General features: G+C 69.1%; 32 protein-coding genes and 3 pseudogenes. All 35 read right to left on the reverse strand.

The window, feature by feature from the left end; all coding sequences use genetic code 11:
* Positions 1-2 precede the first annotated feature (2 nt).
* Positions 3-539 (reverse strand): 50S ribosomal protein L6, encoded by a 537-nt coding sequence (gene rplF, locus OVA15_RS07725; protein WP_024289932.1) that lies wholly within the window; start codon positions 537-539, stop codon positions 3-5.
* 32 nt (positions 540-571) lie between these two features.
* Positions 572-970: a 30S ribosomal protein S8 gene (gene rpsH / locus OVA15_RS07730; RefSeq protein ID WP_006213495.1), complete on the reverse strand. Its 399-nt coding sequence runs from the start codon at positions 968-970 to the stop codon at positions 572-574.
* Between the two features lie 64 nt (positions 971-1,034).
* Positions 1,035-1,595, reverse strand: coding sequence for a 50S ribosomal protein L5 (gene rplE, locus OVA15_RS07735; protein ID WP_006213496.1), 561 nt, complete (start codon positions 1,593-1,595; stop codon positions 1,035-1,037).
* Positions 1,595-1,939 carry a 50S ribosomal protein L24 gene (gene rplX / locus OVA15_RS07740; protein WP_006213497.1) on the reverse strand — a complete coding sequence of 115 codons (345 nt, stop codon included), beginning with the start codon at positions 1,937-1,939 and terminating at the stop codon, positions 1,595-1,597. The genes rplE and rplX overlap by 1 nt, the downstream gene beginning before the upstream one ends.
* A complete protein-coding gene (gene rplN, locus OVA15_RS07745) occupies positions 1,939-2,310 on the reverse strand; it encodes a 50S ribosomal protein L14 (protein WP_006213498.1) in 372 nt (123 codons plus the stop codon). The genes rplX and rplN overlap by 1 nt, the downstream gene beginning before the upstream one ends.
* Positions 2,311-2,779: 469 nt before the next feature.
* Positions 2,780-3,067 carry a 30S ribosomal protein S17 gene (gene rpsQ, locus OVA15_RS07750; protein WP_006213499.1) on the reverse strand — a complete coding sequence of 96 codons (288 nt, stop codon included), beginning with the start codon at positions 3,065-3,067 and terminating at the stop codon, positions 2,780-2,782.
* A complete protein-coding gene (gene rpmC / locus OVA15_RS07755; RefSeq protein WP_006213500.1) occupies positions 3,064-3,288 on the reverse strand; it encodes a 50S ribosomal protein L29 in 225 nt (74 codons plus the stop codon). The genes rpsQ and rpmC overlap by 4 nt, the downstream gene beginning before the upstream one ends.
* Before the next feature lie 30 nt (positions 3,289-3,318).
* Positions 3,319-3,735, reverse strand: a complete 417-nt coding sequence (gene rplP / locus OVA15_RS07760; protein ID WP_006213501.1) for a 50S ribosomal protein L16 — start codon at positions 3,733-3,735, stop codon at positions 3,319-3,321.
* Entirely contained in the window at positions 3,735-4,553 is an 819-nt protein-coding gene (rpsC, locus tag OVA15_RS07765; RefSeq protein WP_006213502.1) for a 30S ribosomal protein S3, read from the reverse strand. The genes rplP and rpsC overlap by 1 nt, the downstream gene beginning before the upstream one ends.
* Positions 4,554-4,919 carry a 50S ribosomal protein L22 gene (gene rplV / locus OVA15_RS07770; protein WP_006213503.1) on the reverse strand — a complete coding sequence of 122 codons (366 nt, stop codon included), beginning with the start codon at positions 4,917-4,919 and terminating at the stop codon, positions 4,554-4,556.
* A 52-nt stretch (positions 4,920-4,971) separates the two neighbouring features.
* Positions 4,972-5,253 (reverse strand): 30S ribosomal protein S19, encoded by a 282-nt coding sequence (gene rpsS, locus OVA15_RS07775; RefSeq protein WP_006213504.1) that lies wholly within the window; start codon positions 5,251-5,253, stop codon positions 4,972-4,974.
* Between the two features lie 12 nt (positions 5,254-5,265).
* Entirely contained in the window at positions 5,266-6,105 is an 840-nt protein-coding gene (rplB, locus tag OVA15_RS07780; protein ID WP_006213505.1) for a 50S ribosomal protein L2, read from the reverse strand.
* A 33-nt stretch (positions 6,106-6,138) separates the two neighbouring features.
* Entirely contained in the window at positions 6,139-6,441 is a 303-nt protein-coding gene (gene rplW / locus OVA15_RS07785) for a 50S ribosomal protein L23 (protein ID WP_006213506.1), read from the reverse strand.
* Positions 6,438-7,064, reverse strand: a complete 627-nt coding sequence (gene rplD, locus OVA15_RS07790) for a 50S ribosomal protein L4 (RefSeq protein ID WP_006213507.1) — start codon at positions 7,062-7,064, stop codon at positions 6,438-6,440. The genes rplW and rplD overlap by 4 nt, the downstream gene beginning before the upstream one ends.
* Positions 7,065-7,069: 5 nt before the next feature.
* Entirely contained in the window at positions 7,070-7,726 is a 657-nt protein-coding gene (gene rplC, locus OVA15_RS07795) for a 50S ribosomal protein L3 (protein ID WP_024289929.1), read from the reverse strand.
* Between the two features lie 17 nt (positions 7,727-7,743).
* The gene (rpsJ, locus tag OVA15_RS07800) at positions 7,744-8,052 is read right to left on the reverse strand and encodes a 30S ribosomal protein S10 (protein WP_006213509.1); all 309 of its coding nucleotides are present in this window, start codon (positions 8,050-8,052) and stop codon (positions 7,744-7,746) included.
* 524 nt (positions 8,053-8,576) lie between these two features.
* On the reverse strand, positions 8,577-9,767 hold the full coding sequence (tuf, locus tag OVA15_RS07805; protein ID WP_006213510.1) for an elongation factor Tu: 1,191 nt from the start codon (positions 9,765-9,767) through the stop codon (positions 8,577-8,579).
* 211 nt (positions 9,768-9,978) lie between these two features.
* Positions 9,979-12,093: an elongation factor G gene (gene fusA, locus OVA15_RS07810; protein ID WP_053447820.1), complete on the reverse strand. Its 2,115-nt coding sequence runs from the start codon at positions 12,091-12,093 to the stop codon at positions 9,979-9,981.
* An 87-nt stretch (positions 12,094-12,180) separates the two neighbouring features.
* Positions 12,181-12,651, reverse strand: a complete 471-nt coding sequence (gene rpsG, locus OVA15_RS07815; protein WP_006213512.1) for a 30S ribosomal protein S7 — start codon at positions 12,649-12,651, stop codon at positions 12,181-12,183.
* Entirely contained in the window at positions 12,651-13,025 is a 375-nt protein-coding gene (gene rpsL / locus OVA15_RS07820) for a 30S ribosomal protein S12 (RefSeq protein WP_006213513.1), read from the reverse strand. Before rpsL ends, rpsG begins: the two co-directional genes overlap by 1 nt.
* A 262-nt stretch (positions 13,026-13,287) precedes the next feature.
* Entirely contained in the window at positions 13,288-14,163 is an 876-nt protein-coding gene (locus OVA15_RS07825) for an IclR family transcriptional regulator domain-containing protein (RefSeq protein ID WP_268144173.1), read from the reverse strand.
* A 14-nt stretch (positions 14,164-14,177) separates the two neighbouring features.
* Positions 14,178-14,837 carry a 3-oxoacid CoA-transferase subunit B gene (locus OVA15_RS07830; RefSeq protein WP_006213515.1) on the reverse strand — a complete coding sequence of 220 codons (660 nt, stop codon included), beginning with the start codon at positions 14,835-14,837 and terminating at the stop codon, positions 14,178-14,180.
* A gap of 109 nt (positions 14,838-14,946) precedes the next feature.
* Positions 14,947-15,630 carry a 3-oxoacid CoA-transferase subunit A gene (locus tag OVA15_RS07835; RefSeq protein WP_251714571.1) on the reverse strand — a complete coding sequence of 228 codons (684 nt, stop codon included), beginning with the start codon at positions 15,628-15,630 and terminating at the stop codon, positions 14,947-14,949.
* Positions 15,631-15,674: 44 nt separating this feature from the next.
* The gene (locus OVA15_RS07840; protein WP_006213517.1) at positions 15,675-16,901 is read right to left on the reverse strand and encodes a thiolase family protein; all 1,227 of its coding nucleotides are present in this window, start codon (positions 16,899-16,901) and stop codon (positions 15,675-15,677) included.
* The gene (gene pcaDC / locus OVA15_RS13440; RefSeq protein WP_442786732.1) at positions 16,898-18,274 is read right to left on the reverse strand and encodes a bifunctional 3-oxoadipate enol-lactonase/4-carboxymuconolactone decarboxylase PcaDC; all 1,377 of its coding nucleotides are present in this window, start codon (positions 18,272-18,274) and stop codon (positions 16,898-16,900) included. The genes OVA15_RS07840 and pcaDC overlap by 4 nt, the downstream gene beginning before the upstream one ends.
* Positions 18,271-19,758, reverse strand: coding sequence for a lyase family protein (locus OVA15_RS07855; protein WP_268144176.1), 1,488 nt, complete (start codon positions 19,756-19,758; stop codon positions 18,271-18,273). The genes pcaDC and OVA15_RS07855 overlap by 4 nt, the downstream gene beginning before the upstream one ends.
* Positions 19,759-19,879: 121 nt before the next feature.
* Entirely contained in the window at positions 19,880-20,449 is a 570-nt protein-coding gene (gene pcaG / locus OVA15_RS07860; protein ID WP_006213520.1) for a protocatechuate 3,4-dioxygenase subunit alpha, read from the reverse strand.
* Positions 20,442-21,230: a protocatechuate 3,4-dioxygenase subunit beta gene (gene pcaH / locus OVA15_RS07865; RefSeq protein ID WP_100244608.1), complete on the reverse strand. Its 789-nt coding sequence runs from the start codon at positions 21,228-21,230 to the stop codon at positions 20,442-20,444. Before pcaH ends, pcaG begins: the two co-directional genes overlap by 8 nt.
* 232 nt (positions 21,231-21,462) lie before the next feature.
* The gene (locus OVA15_RS07870; protein WP_268144179.1) at positions 21,463-22,677 is read right to left on the reverse strand and encodes a 4-hydroxybenzoate 3-monooxygenase; all 1,215 of its coding nucleotides are present in this window, start codon (positions 22,675-22,677) and stop codon (positions 21,463-21,465) included.
* A 70-nt stretch (positions 22,678-22,747) separates the two neighbouring features.
* Positions 22,748-23,380 carry an IclR family transcriptional regulator gene (locus OVA15_RS07875; RefSeq protein ID WP_268144181.1) on the reverse strand — a complete coding sequence of 211 codons (633 nt, stop codon included), beginning with the start codon at positions 23,378-23,380 and terminating at the stop codon, positions 22,748-22,750.
* Between the two features lie 17 nt (positions 23,381-23,397).
* Positions 23,398-23,520, reverse strand: a pseudogene (locus OVA15_RS13445) (helix-turn-helix domain-containing protein); the annotation flags it as partial.
* 30 nt (positions 23,521-23,550) lie between these two features.
* Positions 23,551-23,829 carry a neutral/alkaline non-lysosomal ceramidase C-terminal domain-containing protein gene (locus OVA15_RS07880; RefSeq protein ID WP_268145659.1) on the reverse strand — a complete coding sequence of 93 codons (279 nt, stop codon included), beginning with the start codon at positions 23,827-23,829 and terminating at the stop codon, positions 23,551-23,553.
* A 54-nt stretch (positions 23,830-23,883) separates the two neighbouring features.
* Positions 23,884-24,699: pseudogene (locus OVA15_RS07885) on the reverse strand (neutral/alkaline non-lysosomal ceramidase N-terminal domain-containing protein); the annotation flags it as partial.
* 15 nt (positions 24,700-24,714) lie between these two features.
* Positions 24,715-24,858: a hypothetical protein gene (locus OVA15_RS07890; RefSeq protein ID WP_156479124.1), complete on the reverse strand. Its 144-nt coding sequence runs from the start codon at positions 24,856-24,858 to the stop codon at positions 24,715-24,717.
* Between the two features lie 52 nt (positions 24,859-24,910).
* Positions 24,911-25,478 (reverse strand): annotated as a pseudogene (locus OVA15_RS13450) (neutral/alkaline non-lysosomal ceramidase N-terminal domain-containing protein); the annotation flags it as partial.
* Positions 25,479-25,496: the final 18 nt, after the last annotated feature.

The following is a 25,496-nucleotide window of genomic DNA, read 5'->3' on the forward strand; positions in this document are numbered from 1 at the left end:
GGTCACTTACCTGCCTTTCCGGCCTTGCGACGGATCTGCTCGCCCGCGTAGCGAACGCCCTTGCCCTTGTAGGGCTCCGGGGCGCGCAGGGCGCGGATCTTGGCGGCCACATAGCCGACCTGCTGCTTGTCGGTGCCCTTCACGAACACCTTGTTCGCGCCCTCGACGGCGAACTCGATGCCCTCGGGAGCCTCGAACTGGACCGGGTGCGAGTAGCCGAGGGCGAACTCGAGGTCCTTGCCCCTCGGCGTGACGCGGTAGCCCGTGCCGACGATCTCGAGGCCCTTCGAGTAGCCGTCGGTGACACCGACGATCATGTTGTTGATGAGAGTGCGGGTCAGCCCGTGCAGGGACCGCGACTCGCGCTCGTCATCGGGTCGCGACACCGTGATCACACCGTCCTCCAGGACGGCGGTGATCGGCGCTGCGATCTGGTGCTGGTGCTCCCCCTTAGGTCCCTTGACGGTGACCAGGGAGCCATCGATCTTCACCTCGACGCCGCTGGGCACAGAGATGGGGAGACGTCCGATACGTGACATGTTCTCTTCCTTCCTTCCTCTCTGCTAGCGGGTCACCAGACGTAGGCGACGACTTCGCCGCCCACGCCCTTCTTCGCGGCCTGACGATCGGTCAGCAGGCCGGAAGAGGTGGAGATGATCGCGATGCCCATGCCGCCCAGGACTCGGGGCAGGTTGGTGGACTTCGCGTAGACGCGAAGGCCGGGCTTGGAGATGCGGCGCACACCCGCGATGGAGCGCTCGCGCTGCGGGCCGAACTTGAGGTTCAGGACCAGGGTCTTGCCGACGCGAGCCGGCTCCTCGGTCCAGTCCTCGATGTAGCCCTCGGCCTTGAGGATCTCCGCCAGGCGGGCCTTCAGCTTCGAGTACGGCATGGCCACGGTGTCGTGGTAGGCCGAGTTGGCATTGCGCAGACGGGTCAGCATGTCTGCGACAGGATCTGTCATTGTCATGGTGGGCTCTAGCCCTTCCTCGTCATGGTTTCCCGCCCGGGGGCGGGACCTGCGACGTAGTGGTTCAGTTGGTCTTGAAGGGGAAGCCGAGCGCCTTGAGCAGTGCGCGGCCCTCATCATCGGAGGTGGCGGTCGTGACCACGGTGATGTCCATGCCGCGGACGCGGTCGATCTTGTCCTGATCGATCTCATGGAACATCGCCTGCTCAGTCAGGCCGAACGTGTAGTTGCCGTTGCCGTCGAACTGACGGTCCGACAGACCGCGGAAGTCGCGGATGCGGGGCAGAGCCAGGGTCACGAGGCGATCCAGGAACTCCCACATGCGCTCGCCGCGCAGCGTGGTGTGGCAGCCGATCGGCATGCCCTCACGCAGCTTGAACTGAGCGATGGACTTCCGGGCGCGGTTGATGACCGGCTTCTGGCCGGTGATCGCGGTGAGGTCGCGCACGGCGCCGTCGATGAGCTTGGAGTCCTTGGCGGCATCTCCGACGCCCATGTTGACGACGACCTTGGTGATGCGCGGCATCTGCATGACGTTCTTGTAGCCGAACTGCTCCTGCAGCGCCGGCGCGACGACCTCGTCGTACTTGGTCTTGAAGCGCGGGGCGGTGGTGGTCTCAGTCATCACAGATCCTTGCCGGTGGTCTTGGAGACGCGGACGCGCACGGTCTTCGTCCGGCCGTTGCGCTCCACCGTCTCGGTGCGGTAGCCGACCTTGGTCGGCTTGTTGGTCTCGGGATCGACCAGGGCGACGTTCGAGATGTGGATCGGGGCCTCGACCTTCTCGATCCCGCCGGACTCACCCTGCATGGTCGGGCGCTTGTGACGGGTCATCACATTGACGCCCTCCACGACCACACGCTCGGTCTCGGTGATGACACGCAGGACCTTGCCCTGCTTGCCCTTGTTTTCCTTCTTGCCGGTGATGACCTGGACCAGGTCGCCGGTCTTGATCTTGAACTTGGGCATCAGAGCACCTCCGGTGCCAGGGAGACGATCTTCATGAACTTCTTGTCGCGCAGCTCGCGCCCGACCGGGCCGAAGATGCGCGTGCCGCGCGGATCGCCGCCCTCGGACTTGAGGATGACGGCCGCGTTCTCGTCGAAGCGGATGTACGAGCCGTCCGAGCGGCGACGCGACTTGCGCGTGCGCACGATGACGGCCTTGACGACATCGCCGCGCTTGACGTTGCCGCCGGGGATGGCGTCCTTCACGGTGGCGACGATGGTGTCGCCGATGCCTGCGTAGCGTCGACCAGAGCCGCCGAGGACACGGATGGTGAGAATCTCCTTCGCACCCGTGTTGTCGGCGACCTTGAGTCGCGACTCCTGCTGAATCACTGTTGCTCTCCTGTCGTCACGCTGGTTCTCGCACCCTTCGAGAGCAGGGGCGGGCCTTGCGGAACAGTTCGTCGGATGGATCCCCCTCCACCGGCTCCGCGCGAGGCGCTCCCGGCAGGGGCTCCGCCGCACCGTGCCAGAAGCATCTGGACTCGTGGTCTTGCCGGTGTGCCCGAAGGCGCGCCGAAGCCGCGAGCATTATGCGCTGGCACGGAAGGCAGAGGGTCGGGGGCATAGAGATGCCCACACAAGGGAGAAACTCTAGCACATGAGGCACCCGCCCGACAGGCCGTGATCCGCGCCAGGACGCGGATCACGGCTTGAGCCGCATCACGTCCTGGTGGGCAGGCCCGGCCGGCGGGGACGGCGAAGCGCCCCTCCCCCGCGCGAGCGGTGAAGGGGCGCTAGCCCTGCGGCGCCCCGCATGCGGCGGGGTCCCGTGAGGCTCCCGCAGCGCGGGAGCCTCAGATCACTTGGCCTTCTCGACGATCTCCACGATGCGCCAGTTCTTCTGAGCCGACAGCGGGCGGGTCTCGGCGATGCGGACGAGATCGCCCACGCCGCACTCGTTGGCCTCGTCGTGGGCCTTGACCTTCTGCGTGCGGCGGATCACCTTGCCGTAGAGGGCATGGGTGACGTTGTCCTGCAGCTGCACGACGACGGTCTTGTCCATCTTGTCCGAGACGACGTAGCCGCGGCGGGTCTTGCGATCCCCGCGCTGGTCGGTCTCAGCGGTCTTCTGAGGCTGCTCGGTCACTTGGCACCATCCTTCGAGGTCTCGGCTGCGCCGCGGATGCCCAGCTCGCGCTCACGCAGCACCGTGTAGATGCGCGCGATGTCGCGCTTGACGGCCTTCAGACGGCCATTGCTCTCGAGCTGACCCGTGGCCGACTGGAAGCGCAGGTTGAACAGCTCCTCCTTGGCCTTCTTCAGCTCGGACTGGAGAGCGGCGTCATCGAGCTCGACGAGCTTCTCCATGTTCAGATCCTTGGATCCAACGGCCATTGATCATTCACCGCCTTCGCGACGCACGATGCGCGCCTTCATCGGGAGCTTGTGGATGGCCAGGCGAAGGGCCTCACGGGCCACCTCGTCGGACACGCCGCCCAGCTCGAACATCACGCGACCCGGCTTGACGTTGGCGACCCACCACTCGGGCGAGCCCTTGCCGGAGCCCATGCGGGTCTCAGCGGGGCGCTTGGTCAGCGGACGGTCCGGGAAGATGTTGATCCAGACCTTGCCACCGCGCTTGATGTGGCGGGTCATGGCGATACGAGCCGCCTCGATCTGCCGGTTGGTGACGTAGGCCGGGGTCAGTGCCTGGACGCCCCAGTCTCCGAAGGAGACCGTGGTGCCGCCGGTCGCAGTGCCACCGCGCTTGGGGTGGTGCTGCTTGCGGTGCTTCACACGACGGGGGATGAGCATCAGTTACCACCCTCTGCATTCGCTGCGGGGGCGTCGCCGGAGCGCTCTCCACGACGTCCACCGCGATCATTGCGGTCAGTGCGCTCGGGACGGCGACGGCGATCGCCGGCGCCTCCGCCGCGACGGTCTCCGCCGCGGCCGCGGGACTGGGTTGCCGCCTCCTGAGCTGCGAGCTCCTTGGAGGTCAGGTCGCCCTTGTAGATCCAGACCTTCACGCCGATGCGGCCGAAGGTGGTCTTGGCCTCGAAGAAGCCGTAGTCGATGTTCGCGCGGAGCGTGTGCAGGGGCACGCGGCCCTCGCGGTAGAACTCCGAGCGGGACATCTCGGCGCCGCCCAGACGGCCGGCGCACTGGATGCGGATGCCCTTCGCGCCGGCGCGCTGCGCCGACTGGATGGACTTCTTCATGGCGCGGCGGAAGGCCACGCGCGAGGCGAGCTGCTCAGCGACGCCCTGGGCGACCAGCTGCGCATCGATCTCGGGGTTCTTGACCTCGAGGATGTTCAGCTGGATCTGCTTGCCCGTGAGCTTCTCGAGCTCGCCGCGGATGCGATCGGCCTCGGCGCCGCGGCGGCCGATGACGATGCCCGGACGCGCCGTGTGGATGTCCACGCGGACGCGGTCACGGGTGCGCTCGATATCGACCTTCGAGATGCCGGCGCGCTCCATGCCGGTGTCCATGAGCTTGCGGATCATGATGTCCTCGCGGACATAGTCCTTGTACTGCTGGCCCGCCTTGTTGGAATCGGTGAACCAGTGCGAGACGTGGTCCGTGGTGATTCCCAGACGGAAGCCGTTGGGATTGATCTTCTGTCCCACTTAGCGGACCTCCTCGTTCTCCGGGGTCGCCACGACCAGGGTGATGTGGCTCGTGCGCTTGTTGATGCGGAACGCGCGGCCCTGGGCTCGCGGACGGAACCGCTTCATCGTCGGACCCTCGTCCACGAAGGCCTCGCTCACGACGAGCTCCTCCTCGCGGAACGGCAGTCCCTTCTGATCGGCGGTCTGTCGCGCATTGGCGACCGCCGAGGACAGGACCTTGAACACCGGCTCGGAAGCGCCCTGCTGGGCGAACTTCAGAATCGCCAGAGCCTCGTGCGCCTGCTGGCCACGGATCAGGTTGACGACGCGCCGGGCCTTCATCGGCGTCACGCGAACGTAGCGCGCGGATGCCTTGGCTTCCATTGCTTTCCTCTTCTCGTCTTATCGGGAAGTCAAACGCTGCGACCTGAGAAGGTCAGCGGCGCTTGCCCTTCCTGTCGTCCTTCACGTGGCCGCGGTAGGTGCGCGTGGGCGCGAACTCGCCGAGCTTGTGACCGACCATGGACTCGGTGACGAACACCGGGATGTGCTTGCGTCCGTCGTGCACCGCGATGGTGTGGCCGAGCATGTCCGGCACGATCATCGAGCGACGGGACCACGTCTTGATGACGTTCTTGGTGCCCTTCTCGTTCTCCTTGGCCACCTTGAGATACAGGTGCTGGTCGACGAAGGGGCCCTTCTTCAGGCTGCGTGGCATGGTTCAGGCTCCTCAGCGCTTGTTCTTGCCGGTGCGACGGCGACGGACGATGAGCTTGTCGCTCTCCTTGTTGGGGCGACGGGTGCGACCCTCGGGCTTGCCGTTCGGGTTGACCGGGTGACGGCCGCCGGAGGTCTTGCCCTCGCCACCGCCGTGCGGGTGGTCCACCGGGTTCATGACGACGCCGCGCACGGTCGGGCGGATGCCCTTCCAGCGGTTGCGGCCGGCCTTGCCCCAGTTGATGTTCGACTGCTCGGCATTGCCGACCTCGCCGACGGTCGCGCGGCAGCGGACGTCGACGTTGCGGATCTCGCCGGAGGGCAGACGGAGCTGTCCGTACTTGCCCTCCTTGGCGACCAGCTGCACCGAGGCGCCGGCCGAGCGGGCCAGCTTGGCGCCGCCGCCCGGACGCAGCTCCACAGCGTGCAGCGTGGTGCCGACCGGGATGTTGCGCAGCGGCAGGTTGTTGCCGGGCTTGATGTCGGCCGCCGGACCGGACTCGACGATGCTGCCCTGAGTCAGGCGCTTGGGCGCCAGGATGTAGCGCTTGGTGCCGTCCACGTAGTGCAGCAGCGCGATGCGCGCGGTGCGGTTCGGGTCGTACTCGATGTGCGCGACCTTGGCGTCCACGCCGTCCTTGTCATGGCGACGGAAGTCGATGACGCGGTACTGGCGCTTGTGCCCGCCGCCCTTGTGGCGCGTGGTGATGCGACCCAGGTTGTTGCGTCCGCCCTTCTTGGGCAGCGGGCGCAGCAGGGACTTCTCCGGGGTCGAGCGCGTGATCTCTGCGAAGTCCGCGACGGACGAGCCGCGGCGGCCCGGCGTCGTGGGCTTGTGAATGCGAATAGCCATGTTCTAGTTCCTCGTTGACTCTGTTCCCGGGCCTCAGCCCTGGGAACCGCCGAAGATGTCGATGGTGCCCTCGGACAGCGTCACCACAGCACGCTTGGTGCTGTTGCGCTGCCCCCAGCCGAAGCGCGTGCGCTTCCGCTTGCCGGCACGGTTGATCGTGTTCACGGAGGCCACCTTGACGTCGAAGATGGACTCGACGGCCTGGCGGATCTCGATCTTGTTCGCATCCGGGGTCACCTGGAAGATGTACTGGCCCTGATCCATCAGGGAGTACGACTTCTCGGAGAGCACCGGAGCGACGATGACGTCGCGGGGGTCCTTGTAGGTCACGCTCACTTGGCGTCCTCCTGCTTCTTGCCGGCCGTGGCGGCCTCGACGAATGCGTCGTACGCATCCTTGGTGAAGACCACGTCGTCGCTGACCAGCACGTCGTAGGTGTTCAGCTGATCCGCGTAGATGCTGTGCACGTTCTGCAGGTTGCGCACCGACAGAGCGGCGACGTCATCCTGGCGCGAGAGCACCACGAGCGCGTGCCTGCGCGAGGTCAGACCCGCCAGCGCGGCCTTGGCGGCTGCGGTGGACGGGGTCGTGCCCTCGACGAGGGTCGACACCACGTGGATGCGGCCGTGACGGGCACGGTCCGACAGGGCACCGCGCAGGGCGGCGGCCTTCATCTTCTTGGGCGTGCGCTGCGAGTAGTCGCGCGGCACCGGGCCGTGCACGATGCCGCCGCCGGTCATCTGGGGCTCGCGGATGGAGCCCTGACGGGCGCGGCCCGTGCCCTTCTGCTTGAAGGGCTTGCGGCCGGCGCCGGAAACCTCGGCGCGGGTCTTGGTCTTGTGGGTGCCCTGACGGGCGGCCGCGAGCTGCGCCACGACGACCTGGTGCATCAGCGGCACCGAGGACTTGGCGTCGAAGATCTCAGCGGGGAGGTCCACGTTGATGGTCTCAGTTGCCATGAGTATCAGGCTCCCTTCACGGAGGTGCGGACGAGGACGACCGAACCCTTGGCGCCCGGCAGGGCGCCCTTGATGAGCAGCAGGGAGTTCTCGGCATCCACACCGTGCACCTTGAGGTTCGTGGTGGTGTGGCGCTCGTTGCCCATGCGGCCGGCCATGCGCATGCCCTTGAAGACGCGCGCTGCGTAGGACGCATTGCCGATCGAGCCCGGCTTGCGGTGGTTCTTGTGGGCACCGTGGGAGGCGGAGACGCCGGCGAAGCCGTGGCGCTTCATGACACCTGCGGTGCCCTTGCCCTTGGTGGTGCCGACGACGTCGACGCGCGCGCCGGCCTCGAAGATCTCCACGGAGAGCTCCTGGCCCAGGGAGTACTCGGCGGCATCCGACGTGCGCAGCTCGACCAGGTGGCGGCGCGGGGTCACGCCGGCCTTCTCGAAGTGACCGGCCAGGGGCTTGGTCACCTTGCGCGGGTCGATCTGGCCGTAGCCGATCTGGACGGCGGAGTAGCCGTCGTTCTCCGGGGTCCGCAGCTGGGTCACAACGTTGGTGTCAGCCCGGACCACGGTGACGGGAACCAGGTTCCCGTTCTCGTCCCAGACCTGGGTCATGCCGAGCTTGGTGCCCAGAATGCCCTTCATCTGGCGTTCGTAAGTCGTAGTCATTGCGTCTGCGGTCCTTATCAGAGCTTGATTTCGATGTTCACATCGGCCGGCAGGTCGAGTCGCATGAGCGAGTCGACCGCCTTCGGCGTGGGATCGACGATGTCGATCAGGCGCTTGTGCGTGCGCATCTCGAAGTGCTCACGGCTGTCCTTGTACTTGTGCGGCGACCGGATCACGGTGTACACGTTCTTCTCGGTCGGCAGCGGCACCGGACCGACGACGGTTGCGCCGGCACGGGTCACCGTCTCGACGATCTTGCGGGCCGAGACGTCGATGACCTCGTGGTCATAGGACTTCAGCCGGATGCGGATTTTCTGTCCCGCCATGGCGTCGTGACTCTCTTTCTTCAAGTACTTCCCTGTGACGGAGCCGAGGCTCCTTATGCGTGGCGCTGCCTTCAGCGCCGCTCCGCACGGGCTGAATCCGACGTCGTCGGGTTCCTCAGCCTGCCGGAGCACCGTCCCCCGGGGTCGGGCGTGTCGTCTATTCGCTCTGCGCAGACGACAGCATCGATCCCGGATCGCGGGAGGGTCGTTCAGAGGGGTTCGCTGTGGCCCAGGCCTCGCCAGGAGGCCGGACCCTGCATCGTTCGGTGCGCTGCGAGCAGCGCCGATGCGCGAACAACGCCGTCCATCTTGCCACGATCCGCGGATGCCCCGCAACCCCGGGTGCGTCGATGTGGCTCAGCTCTCCCGCCGCGCGCAGCTCGAGCGACGGCCTGTGGCAGCGGAGCCCCACTGTCTGGTGGGCACGGCGAAGGGCCCCGCACCGACGGATCGGTGCGGGGCCCTTCGAGGCTTCCGGGACTCAGGCTCGTGCGAGCCCGCGTCCGGGATCAGTCAGCCGATGATCACTTGGTGATCTTGGTGACCTTGCCGGAGCCCACGGTGCGGCCGCCCTCGCGGATGGCGAAGCCGAGGCCCTCCTCCATGGCGATCGGCTGGATCAGCTCGACCGACATCTCGGTGTTGTCGCCGGGCATGACCATCTCGGTGCCCTCGGGCAGGGAGATGACGCCGGTGACGTCGGTGGTGCGGAAGTAGAACTGCGGGCGGTAGTTCGTGTAGAAGGGGTTGTGACGCCCACCCTCATCCTTGGACAGGATGTACACGTTGGCCTCGAAGTCCGTGTGCGGGGTGATCGAGCCGGGCTTGCAGACGACCTGGCCGCGCTCGACGTCGTCGCGCTTCAGGCCGCGCAGCAGCAGGCCGCAGTTCTCGCCGGCCATGGCCTCGTCCATCTGCTTGTGGAACATCTCGATGCCGGTGACCGTGGTCTTCTGGATCGGGCGGATGCCGACGATCTCGACCTCGGAGTTGATCGGCAGGGTGCCGCGCTCGGCACGGCCGGTCACGACGGTGCCGCGGCCGGTGATCGTGAAGACGTCCTCGACGGGCATGAGGAAGGGCTTGTCGGTGTCGCGGACCGGGTCCGGGATGAACTCATCGACGTTGTCCATGAGCTCCTCGATCTTGGCAACCCACTCCGGGTCGCCCTCGAGGGCCTTCAGCGCCGAGACGCGCACGACGGGGGCGTTGTCGCCGTCGAACTCCTGGTCCGAGAGCAGCTCGCGGACCTCCATCTCGACGAGGTCCAGCAGCTCCTCGTCATCGACCATGTCCGACTTGTTCAGGGCGACCATCAGGGTCGGCACGCCGACCTGACGGGCGAGCAGGACGTGCTCGCGGGTCTGCGCCATGGGGCCGTCGGTGGCGGCGACCACGAGGATCGCGCCGTCCATCTGGGCCGCGCCGGTGATCATGTTCTTGACGTAGTCGGCGTGGCCGGGGGCGTCGACGTGCGCGTAGTGGCGCTTCTCGGTCTGGTACTCGATGTGCGAGATGTTGATCGTGATGCCGCGCTGGCGCTCCTCCGGAGCGGAGTCGATGCCGCCGAAGTCGCGGGCCTCGTTGAGGTCCGGGTACTTGTCGGCCAGGACCTTGGAGATCGCAGCGGTCAGCGTGGTCTTGCCGTGGTCGACGTGACCGATGGTGCCGATGTTGACGTGCGGCTTGCTGCGCTCGAACTTGGCCTTCGCCATGGTGGTTCCTCCTAGAGAATGATGCGAACTTGCTCGCCCTTGACGCGTGCAGAGGCGCTCAGCGGGCGGAATCCTCTGCAAGTGTAGTCGGGCTGGTTGGGGGTGAGAAATCGGTCGGTGCGGCGGGCCCGCCCGGCTCGGGGTCGGCTGCGGGCCCGCGATCGAGGCCGTGGGGCCGTCGGCGGCTCCTCACAAGGAAGCCGCCGACGGATCACTCGCCGCGGTTCTTCTGGATGATCTCCTCGGCGACGTTCTTCGGGACCTCCGTGTAGGAGTCGAAGGACATCGAGTACACCGCGCGGCCCTGCGTCTTGGAGCGCAGATCGCCGATGTAGCCGAACATCTCGGACAGCGGAACGCTGGCCTTGACGAGCTTGATCCCGGAGACGTCCTCCATGGACTGGATCATGCCGCGGCGCGAGTTCAGGTCGCCGATGACATCGCCCATGTACTCCTCGGGCGTGCGGACCTCGACGGCCATGGTCGGCTCGAGCAGAACCGGGTTGGCGCGCTTGGCGCCCTCCTTGAAGACCATGGAGCCGGCGATCTTGAACGCCATCTCCGAGGAGTCGACGTCGTGGTAGGCGCCGTCGAGCAGCGTGGCCTTGACGCCCACGACCGGGTAGCCGGCCAGCACGCCGAGCTGCATGGCGTCCTGGATTCCGGCGTCCACCGACGGGATGTACTCGCGCGGGATGCGACCGCCGGTGACGGCGTTGTCGAACTCGTAGAGCTCCTCGGCCTCGAGGTCGATCGGCTCGAAGGAGACCTGCACCTTGGCGAACTGACCGGAGCCGCCGGTCTGCTTCTTGTGGGTGTAGTCGACCTTCTCGACGGACTTCCTGATGGTCTCGCGGTAGGCGACCTGGGGCTTGCCCACGTTCGCCTCGACGCGGAACTCGCGCTTCATGCGATCCACCAGGATGTCCAGGTGCAGCTCGCCCATGCCGCCGATCTCGGTCTGACCGGTCTCCTCGTTGAGGGAGACCGTGAAGGTCGGATCCTCAGCGGAGAGCTTCTGGATGGCGGTGGAGAGCTTCTCCTGGTCGCCCTTGGTCTTGGGCTCGATGGCCACGAAGATCACGGGAGCCGGGAAGGACATGGACTCCAGCACGATCGGGTTGGCCGCATCGCACAGGGTGTCACCCGTGGTGGTGTCCTTCAGGCCGATGATCGCGTAGATGTGACCGGCCTGGATCTCCTCGACCGGGTTCTCCTTGTTGGAGTGCATCTGGAACAGCTTGCCGATGCGCTCCTTCTTGGACTTGGTCGAGTTCAGGACCTGCTCGCCGGCCTTGGCCGTGCCCGAGTAGACGCGGGTGTAGGTCAGCTGGCCGTAGAACGGGTGCGCAGCGACCTTGAAGGCCAGAGCGGAGAACGGAGCGGTGCGATCGGCCGGACGGGTCATGACCTCGTCCTCGTCGCGCACCGAGTGGCCCTGGACGTCGTCGACGTCGAGCGGCGAGGGCAGGTAGTCCACGACGGCGTCGAGCATCGGCTGCACGCCGCGGTTCTTGAACGCGGAGCCGCAGAAGACCGGGTAGGCCTCCGAGGCGATGGTCAGCTTGCGGACGCCGGCCTTGATCTCATCGATCGTCAGCTCCTCGCCGCCGAGGTACTTCTCCATGAGCTCGTCATCGGCCTCGGCCACGTTCTCGACCAGCTCGGCGCGGTACTGCTCGGCGCGCTCCTGGAGATCCGCGGGGATCTCCTCGGTCTTGTACGAGGCGCCCAGGGAGACGTCTCCCTTGGAGTCGCCCTCCCAGACCAGGGCCTTCATGTGGACCAGGTCCACGACGCCCACGAAGTCGCTCTCCGAGCCGATCGGCAGCTGCATGACCAGCGGCTTGGCCTTGAGGCGGTTGATGATGGTGTCGACGGTGAAGTAGAAGTCCGCGCCCAGCTTGTCCATCTTGTTGACGAAGCAGATGCGGGGGACGTCGTACTTGTCCGCCTGGCGCCAGACGGTCTCCGACTGGGGCTCGACGCCCTCCTTGCCGTCGAAGACGGCGACGGCGCCGTCGAGGACGCGCAGGGAGCGCTCGACCTCGACCGTGAAGTCCACGTGGCCCGGGGTGTCGATGATGTTGATCTGGTTGCCGTCCCAGAAGCAGGTGGTGGCCGCGGAGGTGATCGTGATGCCACGCTCCTGCTCCTGAGCCATCCAGTCCATCGTGGACGCACCCTCATGGGTCTCACCGAGCTTGTGGTTGATGCCCGTGTAGAACAGGATGCGCTCGGTGGTGGTGGTCTTGCCGGCGTCGATGTGCGCCATGATGCCGATGTTGCGGACCTTCTTCAGGTCGGTAAGCACGTCTTGTGCCACGGTGAGTCCCTTCTGAGGTGTTCCCGGCGGTCTGCCGCCCCCGATGAGGGGCGGCAGACCGAGCCGATGCTACCAGCGGAGCCGGAATTACCAGCGGTAGTGGGCGAAGGCCTTGTTCGAATCGGCCATCTTGTGAGTGTCCTCGCGACGCTTCACAGCGGCACCCAGACCGTTCGAGGCGTCCAGGATCTCGTTCATCAGACGCTCGGTCATGGTGTTCTCGCGACGGGCCTTGGAGTAGCCGACGAGCCAGCGCAGGGCCAGTGCCTGTGAACGGCCCGCGCGGACCTCGATCGGCACCTGGTAGGTGGCGCCGCCGACGCGGCGGGAGCGGACCTCGAGGGCCGGCTTGATATTCTCCAGGGCCTTCTTGAGCGTGGCGACCGGCTCCTCGCCGGACTTGCGCTCGACACCGGCCAGCGCGCCGTAGACGATGCGCTCGGCGGTGGACTTCTTGCCGTCCTGGAGGACCTTGTTGATCAGCTGCGTGACGACCGGGGATCCGTAGACCGGGTCGACGACGAGCGGGCGCTTGGGGGCGGGACCCTTACGAGGCATTACTTCTTCTCCTTCTTCACGCCGTAGCGGGAGCGGGCCTGGCCGCGGCCCTTGACGCCCTGGGTGTCGAGGGCGCCGCGCACGATGCGGTAGCGGACGCCGGGGAGGTCCTTCACTCGGCCGCCGCGCACGAGCACGATGGAGTGCTCCTGCAGGTTGTGGCCCTCACCGGGGATGTAGGCCGTGACCTCGACCCCGTTGTTCAGGCGCACGCGCGCGATCTTGCGCAGCGCGGAGTTCGGCTTCTTGGGCGTGGTCGTGTACACGCGGGTGCAGACGCCGCGCTTCATGGGGCTGCCCTGGAGGGCCGGCGCCTTGGTCTTCACGACCTTCGGGGTGCGGCCCTTGCGGACCAGCTGCTGGATAGTGGGCACATCGTCTCCTGATGGTGGCGCGCCGGTGCGGCGCGCGACGTTGGTGGATAGGCCTGCCATGGGCCGCTCGACGCGGACCCGCGGCCGATGCCCCGAGGGGTGCTGCAGGAGATCGACGATGCGACCGCTGCGGGCAGCAGGGGCGAGACCCTCGAGGCATGACAAAAAGTGGCATTCGGGCACACCCTGCGTGCCTGAGGACGGAGTCCATACCTGCCACTGGAAGCGACCACGGATGGTCGAGCCAATCCCGTCAAGTGTATCAGACGCCTCCGCGCGCCGCGATCGCGGGGCCCTGGTGCCCACCCGCCCCGGACGCGGCCAGGTCCTGCTGGATGGCGCCTGCGCACTCGCGCAGCGCCGGGAGGATCGCACGCAGCGGATCCTCGTGCTCCTCCGTGGCGCCCACGCGCATGGAGACGTTGACCGCGGCGATGATCTGCCCCCGGGCGTCCCGGATCGGCACAGCCACCGAGCGCAGCCCGGCTTCGAGCTCCTGGTCTACGTCCGCCCACCCGCTGCGGCGCACCTCGGCCAGGCGATGGCGCAGCCCGTCGAGGGTCGTGACGGTGCGACGGGCCGGCGGATGAGCCAGAGCAGCCTCGCAGCGAGCGCGGACCTGGTCGTCGGGAAGCTCGCTGAGCAGCACGCGGCCCATGGAGGTCGCATGCGCCGGGAAGCGCGTGCCCACCGAGATCGAGACATTCATGATGTGCCGGGCCTGGACCCGGGCCACGTAGGCGATCTCCGAGCCGTCCAATACGGCCACGGAGGTGGACTCCCCCACGGTCTCGGAGAGCCGGCGCAGGTGCGGGGCGGCGATCTCCGGCAGACTCAGCGCGGAGAGGTAGGCGTAGCCGAGCTCGAGGACCTTGGCGGTGAGCTCGAAGTCGCGGCCGTCGGTGCGCACGTAGCCCAGCTGCTCGAGCGTCAGCAGGAGCCTGCGCGCCGTCGCCCGGGACAGGCCCCTGCGCCGGGCGACCTCGGACAGCGTCATCCGAGGTCGCCCGGCGTCGAAGGCGGTGATCACGCCGAGGCCGCGGGCCAGCGACTGCACCGTGTCCGTGCCCGAGCGCGACGACGACCCGGCGGCGCGCTCGGACTCCCCCGACCCGTCGGCGGAATGCTCGACTGCCATCTGCGCTGCTGTCCTCAGGCCTGCTCGAGCGGGAAGGGCACGAGCTGTTGGATCTGCTCGAACGTGGCCCCGAAGGTCTCGCGCACCACCACGCGGCCGTCGCCCTCGATGAGGAAGACGGCGCGGTCGGTGTAGACGCGCGAGACGCAGCCGACGCCCGTCAGGGGCATATCGCACTGCTCGACCAGCTTGGGCTGGTCCTTCTTGGTACGCAGGTCCATCATCACGAATGTCTGCTTGGCGCCGGTGGCCAGGTCCATGGCCCCGCCGACCGCGGGGATGGCCCCGGGCTTGCCGGTCGACCAGTTGGCCAGGTTGCCGTTGCGGTCCACCTGGAAGGCGCCGAGGACGCAGCAGTCCAGATGGCCGCCGCGCATCATGGCGAACGAGTCCGCGTGGTGGAAGTACGAGCAGCCGTCGGTCTCCACGACCGGGATCTTGCCCGCGTTGATCAGATCGGGGTCGATGTCCTCGCCGTGGGCGGCCGCACCCATGCCGAGCATGCCGTTCTCCGTGTGGAGGGTGACGTCGTCCTCGGGCGTGAGGTAGTCGGAGACCAGCGTGGGCTGGCCGATGCCGAGGTTCACATAGGCGCCGGCGGGGATGTCGCGGGCGACGAGCTCGGCGAGCTGCTGGTTGTCCAGCGCCGCGTCCTGGGTCTGGGGAGTGCTCATGGTCGTGTCTCGCTCTCTGCGCGGCCTGGCTGCCGCTGCGGTGGCGTGTCTGCTCGCGGTGGATCGGGACGGGCGCTGCCTGCGGCGGCGGTCCTGATCCGTGAGGGGATCAGCCCACGTCGGGCGTCTTGGGGGCCTGGATGTGCACGACGGTGTCGACGTAGATACCCGGGGTCACCACGGTCTCCGGATCCATCTGCCCGCGCTCCACGAGCTCCGAGACCTGCACGATCGACGTCCGGGCGGCCGCGGCCATGATCGGGCCGAAGTTGCGCGCCGTCTTGCGGTAGGTGAGGTTGCCCGCGGTGTCGGCGGTGTGCGCCTTGGTCAGGGCGTAGTCGGCGACGATCGGGTACTCGAGGATCTGGTGGCGTCCGTCGAGCTCGCGGACCTCCTTGCCCTCGGCCAGCGGCGTGCCGTAGCCCGTGGGGGTGAAGAACGCGCCGATGCCGGCGCCTGCGGCGCGGATGCGCTCGGCCAGGTTGCCCTGCGGGACGACCTCCAGCTCGATCTCGCCGGCGTGGTACTTCTCGTCGAAGTGCCACGAGTCCGACTGGCGCGGGAACGAGCAGATGATCTTCTTCACCCGTCCCAGCTGGATGAGCTTGGCCAGCCCGACGTCGCCGTTGCCCGCGTTGTTGTTCACGACGGTCAGGTCGTTCGCGCCCTGCTCGATCAGGGCGTCGATCAGCTCGACGGGCTGACCCGCCACCCCGAAGCCCCCGATCATGACGGTCGAGCCGTCCTCGATCTGCTCGACGGCCTGGGCCGCGGTGTCCGCGATGCTCAGCATGCTCTCTCCTTGCGAATGATCGTTCGGTCTCTGGTGCGCCGGGCTCAGGCGGCGTCGGTGTTCTCGAGCACGACGGCCAGGCCCTGGCCCACGCCGATGCACAGCGAAGCCACGCCCCAGCGGCCGCCCTCCGCCCGGAGGCGCCGAGCCAGGGTTCCCAGCACTCGGGTGCCGGAGGCGCCGAGCGGGTGGCCGATCGCGATCGCGCCGCCCCACGCGTTGACGATCGACTCCTCGATCCCCCACTGGCGGAGGCACGCCAGCGACTGGGCCGCGAAGGCCTCGTTGAGCTCGACGGCGCTGACATCCTCCCAGCCGATCCCGGCGCGCTTCAGGGCCAGGTTCGCGGCCTCGACCGGCGCCTCGCCGAAGAACTGCGGCTCATTGGCCGCAGCGCCGCGCCCGGCGATGCGCGCCAGCGGCGTGCGTCCCAGAAGAACGGCAGCCTTCTCGGACCCGAGCCACGCGGCGGAGGCGCCGTCGTTCATGGGCGAGGCGTTGCCGGCGGTGACCGTGCCGTTGTCCTTGCGGAACACGGTGCGCAGACCGCCGAGCGTCTCCGGGGTGGAATCGGCGCGGACGGTCTCATCGCGGGTGACGTCGCTGCCGCGCTTGGAGTTGGCCTTCACGGTTACGGTGAGGTCGTCGTAGCGGCCCTCGTCCCAGGCCTTCGCGGCCAGCTGGTGGGAGCGCGCCGAGAAGACGTCCTGCTCCTCGCGGGTGATCCCGTGCTTCTCGCGCAGCTGCTCGGTGGCCTCGCCCAACGAGACCGTCCAGGCATCGGGCATCTCGGGATTGACCAGCCGCCAGCCGAGCGTGGTGTTGGCCAGGTGCAGGTCCTGCATGGGGAACGGACGTTCGGTCTTGGGCAGGACCCAGGGAGCGCGCGACATGGACTCGACGCCGCCCACGAGCATCAGGTCGGCCTCATCGACCTCGATCTGGCGCGAGGCCATCATGGCGGCATCCAGCGAGGAGCCGCAGAGGCGGTTGACCGTGGTGCCCGGCAGCGAGGTGGGCAGACCGGCCAGCAGCGTGGCCATGCGCGCCACGTTGCGGTTCTCCTCGCCGGCGCCGTTGGCGTTGCCGAACACGACCTCGTCGATGCTCTCCGGGTCCAGGCCCTCAGCTCGCTCGACCATGCTGCGCACCACGAGCGCTGCGAGGTCGTCGGGGCGGTGGCCGGACAGGGCGCCGCCGATCTTGGCGAACGGGGTGCGCACGGCGTCGTAGATGTAGGCGTCCTGGCGGCCGCTGGCTGCGGTGCTCATGAGGTGACTCCTTCGTCGTCTGATGATGCTCGGTCTGTCGTGGCGGGCGAGGAGGCGCTGGCGGCCTCCGCGTCCAGACGGTCGAAGACCGCCTTGGCATGGGAGAAGGCGTTGTTGGCGGAGGGCACCGAGAGGTAGATCGAGCTCTGCAGCAGGATCTCCTTGATCTGCTCGCGCGTCAGCCCGTTGCGCAGTGCCGCGCGCACGTGCATCTCGAACTCGCCCCAGTGCCCCGCCGCGATCAGGGCGGTCAGCGTGATGGCGCTGCGCATGGGCCGATCCAGGCCCGGACGGGTCCAGATCTCGCCCCAGGCGTAGCGGGAGATGAAGTCCTGCCACTCGGCCGTGAACTCGTCCTTGTTGGCCTCCGAGCGATCCACGTGGGCGTCGGAGAGGACCTCCCGGCGCACCCGCATGCCGTCGGCATGCGTCTGGGAGGCGGTGCGGTCGCCGCCCGCGCGTGGTGCAGGCGCCTGAGCCGAGGCGCTCCCCGGGGCCGAGTCGCCGACCGAGGACGGCGCCCCTTCACGCCGCAGCGGATCGGTCGACGCGGAGCCCGGCGTCTGCGCTGCCAGCTCCTTGATCAGCCCGGCGAGCGCGGCCGGCTGCTGGGCGGGGATCATGTGCGCGGCCTGCTCGATCAGCTCGAAGCGCGCACCGGGCACCTGCTGCGCCCAGTCCCGCACCGCCTGCGCCTCGACCGAGGGGTCCTGCTCGCCGGCCACGGCGATCACCGGGGCGACGATCTCCCCCAGTCGCCCGGTGAGGTCGAACGCGGCGATCGCACGGCACACCTGGGCGTAGCCGTGGCGGTCGGCGGACTGCAGCGCGTGCAGCAGACCCGTGGTGATCCCGGTGCCGGCGGCGGCGTCGCGCTCGATGAAGTCCTGGGTGAGCCAGCGCTGCGCACTGCCGATGACCTGCGTGGGAGTTCCCGCGGCCTCCACCAGCGCGGCGCGCTCGCGCCACTGCTCGGGATCGCCCAGCTGCGGTGCGGAGGCGGTGATGACGGCGCCTCGGACGCGCTGCGGTGCATCGACCAGCAGCTGCAGCCCCACGGCCCCGCCCACGGAGCAGCCCGCATACCAGAACGGGGATTCGGCCGGGAGCTCCTCGACCGCATCCACGGCGGCCAGGACGCCCTGGGCGAGCTCCTCGATCGAGAAGTCGTCGGAGCCGGCCGGTGCGCCCCCGTGGCCCGGCAGCTCCCAGCCGATGATGCGGAAGCGCCCTTCCAGCTCGCGGGCGACCCCGCCCCACAGCGGGACGAGAGCCGTGCCCAGCGCCGGGCCGAGCAGCAGCACCGGCCGCTGCTCGTCCTGCGCCGCAGCGGGCGCGCTCAGCTCCACGAGGCGGATGCTCGGAACGCTCATGAGTCCTCTCCTGTTCTGGCGCCGCCGCCGGGCAGCGCCTCTCGCTCGTCCTGGCGCGCGAGAGCCCGATCGATCAGCAGATCGGCCGCGCCCAGATAGCCGCGCGGGTCGCACAGCTGCTGCAGCCGCTGCCGGTCGAGGACATGCCCCTGGGCGTCGCGGCCCTCCCCCGTGATCTCCGCCAGGCCGTCGACGGCTGCCTCGACATCCGCACCGGCCCGGGCCAGCACGGCCTGGATGCGCTGGGCTCCAGTGGCCCCGTCCGCCTCCTGCACCGCGGGCTTCAGCGCCGTGACGATCCGCTCGGAGAGCAGCGCCGGCCCCGAGGCGCGCAGGTTCTCCTCCATGCGCTCGACATCCACGCGCAGCCCCTGGGCGAGCTCTGCCAGCTGGGAGCACGCCGTCAGGCTCAGTCGCAGCAGCTGCTGCAGCGCCGGCCACTCCACGTGCCAGGCGCCGTCCGGACGCTCGTCGACCGAGGAGGAGGCGGCAGTGAACAGCGAGGCGAGCAGCTGCGGTGCGCACAGGGCGGTGCGCTTGAGCTGGACCGAGAGCACCGGGTTCTGCTTCTGCGGCATGGCCGAGGACACGCCCCTGCCCGGGCCCGTGGGCTCGCGCAGCTCGCCGAGCTCGGGGCGCGAGAGCAGCAGGACGTCGTCGGCGATCCTGCCGATCGCCGCGCAGACGCTGCCCAGCGCGGCCCCGGCATCCAGAACGGGCTGGCGGGCGGTGTGCCAGACGTGGGGCGCCTCCTCCAGCCCGAGCTGCCTGGCCCAGGCGGCGTGCAGCTGCAGGACCTGCTCGGAGAGCTGCGCGGAGCAGGCACTGCCGCGCTGGAGGTCTTCCTGCTGCTCGAACAGGGCCTGCGATCCGGCCAGGGTGCCGGCCGCACCGCCGATGGCCACCGGAGTGCTCAGCCGGTCCAGCCGCTCATGGGCATCCGCCAGCCCCTCGAGCCACTGGGCGCAGCGCAGGCCGAAGGTCGTGGGCAGCGCGTGCTGCGTCAGGGTGCGCGCGGCGCACAGAGCGTGGCGGTGGCGCTGGGCCAGTCCGGCCAGCGCGGACCGCGCCTGGGACAGGGAGTCATCGAGATGCTGGAGGGCCTCGCGCAGCACCAGCATCAGGGCGGTGTCCAGAACGTCCTGACTGGTCAGCCCGCGGTGCACTGCGCCGACGGCCTCCGGGTCGATCTCCCGCACCGCTGCGCGCAGATCCGCGAGCATGGGGATCACCGGGTTCCCGCCCAGCTCGCTGCGCTCGGCGAGATCCGCCAGGTCGAAGCTGCGATCGAGCACCTCGTCCGTGAGGACGTCGGCCGCCGCCTCCGCGGCGCTGTCCGGGACGAGCCCGAGCTGCGCCTGCGCCGCGACCCAAGCGGTCTCCGCTCGCACCAGGCAGCGCAGCACCTGTCGATCACCGGCGAGTCCCCGGGCCCGATGGGCTCCGGGGACGAGCAGACCATAGTCGGCGTCCTGTGCTGCCATGCGTCTCGTCGTCGTCCTGTCGTCGCGATGCTCTGAAGATGGTGGTGACGCCGTCGCGAGTCGTCCCCGCGCGGCGGAGGGGGCGGGGCGACGATGGACGTCGGCCCGGCCCCGTGCCTGCTCAGTCCGCGTGCTGCGGGTAGCGCAGGAACACGGTCTCCGCCTCGCCCTGCAGGCGGACGTCGAAGCGCAGCGAGCCGTCCTGCTCGCGGCGGGCGATCAGGGTCTCGCGCCGATCCGCCGGCACCGAGGACAGCAGCGGGTCCCGCTCCAGGGCCTCCTGGTCCTCCGGGAGGTAGATCCGGGTGAAGAGCCGGTTGAGCAGACCGCGGGCGAAGACCGTCATGGCGATGAACGGGGCCGCCCCGGGCTCCGTGGGGCCGGGGGCCACCGTGGTGAACGAGTACGCCCCCACGTTGTCCACGGCCTGCCTGCCGAAGCCCGTGAAGGTGTAGCCGTCGCGGATCAGGGAGCCGGGCTCCTGCGAGATCCGCCCGTGCTCATCCGCCTGCCAGATCTCCAGCAGAGAGTCCGGCACGGGATCGCCGTTGCCGTCGTAGACGACCCCGTGCAGGCGCACGGCCTGGGGATGCGTCCGATCCACCAGGTTCTCCCCGCCGTCGAACGGCAGGGCGTAGCCGTAGAAGGGGCCGACGGTCTGACCGGGCGTGGGTGTCAGCTGCTCAGACATCGGTGTCCTCCTCCATGAGCGTGCGGTGGGTTCCGGTGAGCACGATGTCCCACTTGTAGCCCAGCGACCACTCGTGGGCCGAGAGGTCGTGGTCGTAGTTCGCCACCAGGCGCTCGCGCGCCTTGGGGTCGACGATCGCCTGGTAGATCGGGTCCAGGGCGAACAGGGGATCGCCCGGGAAGTACATCTGGGTCACCATGCGCTGGGTGAACTCCGTGCCGAACAGCGAGAAGTGCACGTGAGCCGGACGCCACGCGTTGTAGTGGTTCTTCCACGGGTACGGGCCCGGCTTGATCGTGGTGAACGAGTACGAGCCGTCGTCGCCGGTCAGGCAGCGGCCCACCCCGGTGAAGTTCGGGTCGATCGGAGCCGGGTGCTGATCGCGCTTGTGGATGTACCGGCCCGCCGCATTGGCCTGCCAGATCTCCACCAGCTGGCGGCGCACCGGCCGGCCCTCGCCGTCGAGCACGCGCCCGCTGATCGTGATCCGCTCGCCGATGGGCTCGCCCTTGTCCTGGATCGTGAGGTCGGACTCGAGGGCGTGGACGTCGCGGGGGCCGAAGGCCGGGGCCCACAGCTCGACGGTCTCCGGATCCGCATGATGCAGATCCTTGGTGGGGTGGCGCAGGACCGAGCTGCGATAGGGCGCGTAGTCGAGTCGAGGCTGGGTCTCGACGGATCCGGAGGCCGCGTAGCTCTCCGAGATCGCGTCCATCTCCGCGCTCAGGACCGACTGGGAATCCGCTGCCGCGTCCGAGGACGAGACGGGGGTGTCCGCCATGGTCATCTCCTTCATCAGCCGGGCAGTAGAGGTGCTGCCGCGGGGCTGCCCCGCGGCCCCGTCATCCCAGGGCTGCTGCCCGTGCTCTCCAGCACCTGAGAATAACGTGCGTCACTCCGAAACTGAACACTTGTGCGCATAGCGCACGCATGGTGATCGGAGCGCGGTCCGTCGTCGGACCTGGGTATGGGGGGGGCGCCATCGACGGCCCACCGTGGGCTTCAGCGCCCGCTCAGGCCTGCCAGCCCGTATAGGAGTCGGCGAAGTACGCCCGGCCGTACGGCGAGTCCGTGATCGCATGCAGCTCGCCGAGCTGGCGGCGGGAGTCGAACTCGGAGTCCTCGGAGCTGCTGTGCAGCATGCGGGTGACCCAGTACGAGAAGTTCTGCGCCTTCCACACGCGCTCCAGCGCCGCCCCCGAGTAGCCGGCCAGCGGCCGCTCATCGCCGTCGCGCAGCAGGGCCACGAGGGCCGGGGCCAGGACGCGGACGTCGCAGAAGGCGAGGTTCAGGCCCTTGGCGCCGGTCGGGGGGACCGTGTGCCCGGCATCGCCCACGAGCACGAGGGAGCCGTGGCGCAGCGGCTCGCACACATAGGAGCGGAAGGGCAGGACCGTCTTGTCGATGATCGGCCCCTCCTGCAGGCGGAAGCCGTCCGGGCCGGAGACGCACTCCTGCAGCCGGGCCCAGATCTGCTCGTCCGACCAGTCGTCGGGATCCTCCGTGGGGTCGCACTGGAAGTACATCCGCTGGACGTCGTCCGAGCGCTGGGAGATCAGCGCGAACCCGGACTCGGAGCGGGTGTAGATCAGCTCGTGGTGGCTCGGCGGCGCCTGGCACAGGATGCCGAACCAGGCGAACGGGTATTCGGTGAAGTGATCCGTGCGCACGTCCTCCGGAATCGCCTTGCGGCACACCGAGCGGGAGCCGTCGGCACCCACCAGGATCCGGCAGCGGATCTCGCGCGCCGCGCCCTCGGCATCGACGAACGTGACCCCCGGGCGATCCGACTCGACGTCATGGACGGCGACGTCGTCGACCGACCAGAAGACCGTGCCGCCGTCGCGCTCGGAGGCCTCCTTGAGGTCCCAGAACACCTCGTTCTGCGGGTAGAGCCGCACGGAGCGCCCGACCGCCTCCTGGAAATCGATGTGGTGGCTGCGGCCCTCGAAGCGCAGGGACGTGCCCTTATGCTCGTGGCCCTCCGTGAGCACTCGGCCGTCGACGCCGGAGTCCACCAGCATGTCCACGGTGCCGGCCTCCAGGATCCCGGCGCGGTGGGTGGCCCGGATCGTCTCCGGGGCGCGCTTCTCGATCACGATCGTCTCGAGGCCCTCGCGACGCAGCAGGTGCGCGAGCATCAGCCCGGCGGGGCCGGCGCCGGCGATCGCGACCTGCGTCTCGAGGAGGGGTGCGGCCGATGCGGGCTGCGCGGGGTTCTGGCTCACGGGATGTCCTCCTGGCGAACGGTTGTGCGCACAGTCTCAGACTCACAGTGAGGTCTGCGCCACATACTGCTCATTCAACGGGATGATCCGGTCCTTCGGCCGCGCGGGCGATCCCGTGAGCGGCCGTGTGCAGCGCCTGCACGACGGCTGAGGGATCCACGGGGGCCAGGGCCCGATCGGCGACGATGCCCAGGCCTGCGAGCACCGAGCCGTCGGCGGCATGGACGGGCACGGCGATGCCCGTGCGGTCCGGCTCCAGATTGCCGGTCTGCACGCAGTGGCCGCTCGCGCGGATCTCGCGCAGCACCTGCTCGAGCTGCTCGGGCCCGCCCTGCGGCAGCTGCTCGCCGCGCTCGAGCACGCGTCGGGCGTGGTCGCGGCGCTGCGCCTCGGGCAGCCCCGCCAGCAGCACCAGGCCGGTGGCCGAGAGGTGCAGCGGCAGCCTCCCCGCCACCGCGGAGCTGATGGGGCGGGTGCCGGGCTGGGAGAGCCTCTGCACGAACAGGACCTCGTCGCCCTGGATGCGACCGAGCTGGACATGCTGTCGCAGCACCGACTGGACGCCGTGCAGGAACGGCGCGGCCGCCGCCGCCAGGGAGGTCTCCGGGGCCGACCGGGTGGCCAGCTCCCACAGCCGGGTCCCCACGGAGTAGGAGCCCCCGCCCCGCGGGTCAGCCAGCCGGCTGCCGCCAGATCGGCGCACAGGCGATGGGCGGTGGCCGGAGGCAGCCCCGTGCGTCGCGCGATCTGCGCGGAGGTCAGCCGGGGCTGGTCGCGCCCGAAGGCGGCCAGCACCCGGTCGAGGCGCACGAGCACGGAATCTCCGGAGGACGAATTGGCCATGTCCCGGATTCTCCCCCGCTCGGGCCAGTATCAGCGCACGGTGAAGGCCTGGCTGGTCGCCGTGATCGGCAGGATCCTCCTGAGACCGGTGCGGCGATCGCCCTGGTAGACGAAGCGGCACGTGCCGGCGGCACCGGCGGGCACGGTCCACTCGAGGGTCACCAGCGAGCGCGAGAACAGCCTGTCCTCCCAGAGAAACCGGGTGTCGAAGTCCTGGTCGTCGCGGAAGCGCTGCCAGGTGCCGTTGGCTCCCTGCAGGGATCGCAGCGCCTTGGCCGACTCATCCCGCGGCACGAGGCCCAGGGCCACCTCCGTGTCGTCGACGATCGCCCGCGCCAGCCCGTCGAGGATCTGGCAGTACGCGGCCGCCGAGTGCTTGCCGTAGACCGTGGCCCCGCCCTCGTACTGCTGCGACTCGTACTCCCAGCGCGTCGTGACGTAGTGCGTGCAGCCGTTGGAGGTCGACTGGATGATGACATCGCGCTCCTGCGCGCCGGTGGCCTCAGCGACCGCCCTGCGGTACATCACGCCCACGGCGGCCGTGACCTCGCCGGGCATGACCGCCAGCCACAGCCGGCCCAGGCGGATCAGCTGCACCGGGACCTGCTGCTGGACCCAGCCCATGGCCCCGACGGACAGCAGGATGGACTTGGGCGCGTGGATGGCCGCCTCGTAGCGGTCGACCCAGTAGCGCCACGAGGCCAGCGTGGCCGAGAAGCAGTTGTTCCACAGCCCCTCGCTGAAGATGCTGGGGCCCGGCCCGTCCTCCTGGGATCCGGCGCCGAAGGCCGTGCCCAGGATCGCCCAGCCCGTGCGCTCGGTGCGACCCGTGCCGGAGAACTCCGAGCGCACCTGGTAGCCGCGCATGTCCACGTAGGTGATCCGGCCGGCCACCCCCGAGCCCACCGGGTCTCCCGACGAGACCAGCTGGGAGCGCACCGCATCGGCCTGGCGCGTGCCGATCTCCCGCGTGTTCTCGAACTCGTCGTCGGTGGGCCCGCTGCCCGGGCTCAGGTTCAGGTTCGGGCTGATGTCGCCGGAGTTCGAGTTGGCGAACGCCGCCACGAACTCCGGTCGCTGCTGCGCCGTGAGGTGCACGCCGTGGTCCAGGCGCTCGAGGGCGTACTCGGCGCAGCCCTTGTTGTCCCCCGAGACCAGGCGGTTGGTGTTCGTCAGCGAGGTGCTGTGGGTCGATTACCAGTTCACGACGGCATCGACCGCTCCCCCGCTCTCCATCCGCAGCGTGGTCGAGGAGGTGTCCAGGCCGCCGGGCAGCGCCGAGCGCAGGTCCTCGGGATTCAGGCGGAAGGCCTCCATGTACCGGTTGACCCCCCGCATCGGCCAGCTCCGAGCGGCTCACTCGCAGTCTGCCCTCCGCCCGGTCGGCGTCTGCGGCCAGGATCGCGGCCACGATGCGCTCGACCTGCGCCTCGAAGACCTGGGGCTGGAAGCCCAGCGTGGTGATGTTCTGCAGCTCGTCGAATCCGGCGCCGCCCGGAGTGGCATGGGTGTGGGCGGCTCCCAGGCTGACCGTGGCCTGCGACCAGCGCCACGTGCGAGCCGTCGGCCGGGTCCTCGATGACGAAGGCGCGGGCGTGCTGGCGCGTGTGGACGCCGAGCCCCAGCTTGCTCGTGGACCCGCAGCCCAGAAAGCCCACCCCGGCGAGCCTGCCGGTGATGTCCCGCACCGCGCGTCCGCTCAGGAAGCGGCCGTCCCCCTCGCCGCCGGGAGCCGCCGCAGCACCGAGGGCACCCCGCCCGACCGGCCTGCGCGACGGGCCGCTGAAGCCCTCGCTGTCGGCTTCGGCCCGCGCCCGGCGCCGGGGGCTCGACGCGGTCTCGGTGGACCGTGCGACGTCACGATCGGCAGAGACGGCGGAAGCCCCGCTCCTGCCAGTGCAGGAGCGGGGCTTCCGGTCTGGGACGCCGAGCGTCCGTGTCTGATCTCGGCGCGGCACCTCAGCTCAGCGCCGAGG

Origin of the sequence: Kocuria sp. SL71 (assembly GCF_026672465.1) — a bacterium.
GTDB classification, from domain to species: Bacteria; Actinomycetota; Actinomycetes; order Actinomycetales; family Micrococcaceae; genus Kocuria; species Kocuria palustris.

Coding starts and splice junctions, on each gene's coding strand:
- rplV (WP_006213503.1), bottom strand. CDS start 4,919: ATGGAAGCCAAGGCATCCGCGCGCTACGTTCGCGTGACGCCGATGAAG.
- pcaG (WP_006213520.1), bottom strand. CDS start 20,449: ATGTCTGAGCAGCTGACACCCACGCCCGGTCAGACCGTCGGCCCCTTC.
- tuf (WP_006213510.1), bottom strand. CDS start 9,767: ATGGCGAAGGCCAAGTTCGAGCGCAGCAAGCCGCACGTCAACATCGGC.
- rplX (WP_006213497.1), bottom strand. CDS start 1,939: ATGCCCAAGTTCAAGATCAAGACCGGCGACCTGGTCCAGGTCATCACC.
- rplB (WP_006213505.1), bottom strand. CDS start 6,105: ATGGCTATTCGCATTCACAAGCCCACGACGCCGGGCCGCCGCGGCTCG.
- OVA15_RS07890 (WP_156479124.1), bottom strand. CDS start 24,858: ATGCGGGGGGTCAACCGGTACATGGAGGCCTTCCGCCTGAATCCCGAG.
- rpsS (WP_006213504.1), bottom strand. CDS start 5,253: ATGCCACGCAGCCTGAAGAAGGGCCCCTTCGTCGACCAGCACCTGTAT.
- OVA15_RS07825 (WP_268144173.1), bottom strand. CDS start 14,163: ATGGCAGTCGAGCATTCCGCCGACGGGTCGGGGGAGTCCGAGCGCGCC.
- OVA15_RS07835 (WP_251714571.1), bottom strand. CDS start 15,630: ATGCTGAGCATCGCGGACACCGCGGCCCAGGCCGTCGAGCAGATCGAG.
- rpsH (WP_006213495.1), bottom strand. CDS start 970: ATGACAATGACAGATCCTGTCGCAGACATGCTGACCCGTCTGCGCAAT.
- pcaH (WP_100244608.1), bottom strand. CDS start 21,230: ATGGCGGACACCCCCGTCTCGTCCTCGGACGCGGCAGCGGATTCCCAG.
- rpmC (WP_006213500.1), bottom strand. CDS start 3,288: ATGGAGAAGCTCGTCGAGCTCGATGACGCCGCTCTCCAGTCCGAGCTG.
- rpsG (WP_006213512.1), bottom strand. CDS start 12,651: ATGCCTCGTAAGGGTCCCGCCCCCAAGCGCCCGCTCGTCGTCGACCCG.
- OVA15_RS07855 (WP_268144176.1), bottom strand. CDS start 19,758: ATGGCAGCACAGGACGCCGACTATGGTCTGCTCGTCCCCGGAGCCCAT.
- rplP (WP_006213501.1), bottom strand. CDS start 3,735: ATGCTCATCCCCCGTCGTGTGAAGCACCGCAAGCAGCACCACCCCAAG.
- rplF (WP_024289932.1), bottom strand. CDS start 539: ATGTCACGTATCGGACGTCTCCCCATCTCTGTGCCCAGCGGCGTCGAG.
- OVA15_RS07840 (WP_006213517.1), bottom strand. CDS start 16,901: ATGAGCACCGCAGCCAGCGGCCGCCAGGACGCCTACATCTACGACGCC.
- OVA15_RS07830 (WP_006213515.1), bottom strand. CDS start 14,837: ATGAGCACTCCCCAGACCCAGGACGCGGCGCTGGACAACCAGCAGCTC.
- rplE (WP_006213496.1), bottom strand. CDS start 1,595: ATGACTGAGACCACCACCGCCCCGCGCTTCAAGACCAAGTACGACGAG.
- pcaDC (WP_442786732.1), bottom strand. CDS start 18,274: ATGAGCGTTCCGAGCATCCGCCTCGTGGAGCTGAGCGCGCCCGCTGCG.
- rplC (WP_024289929.1), bottom strand. CDS start 7,726: ATGACTACGACTTACGAACGCCAGATGAAGGGCATTCTGGGCACCAAG.
- rplD (WP_006213507.1), bottom strand. CDS start 7,064: ATGGCAACTGAGACCATCAACGTGGACCTCCCCGCTGAGATCTTCGAC.
- rpsJ (WP_006213509.1), bottom strand. CDS start 8,052: ATGGCGGGACAGAAAATCCGCATCCGGCTGAAGTCCTATGACCACGAG.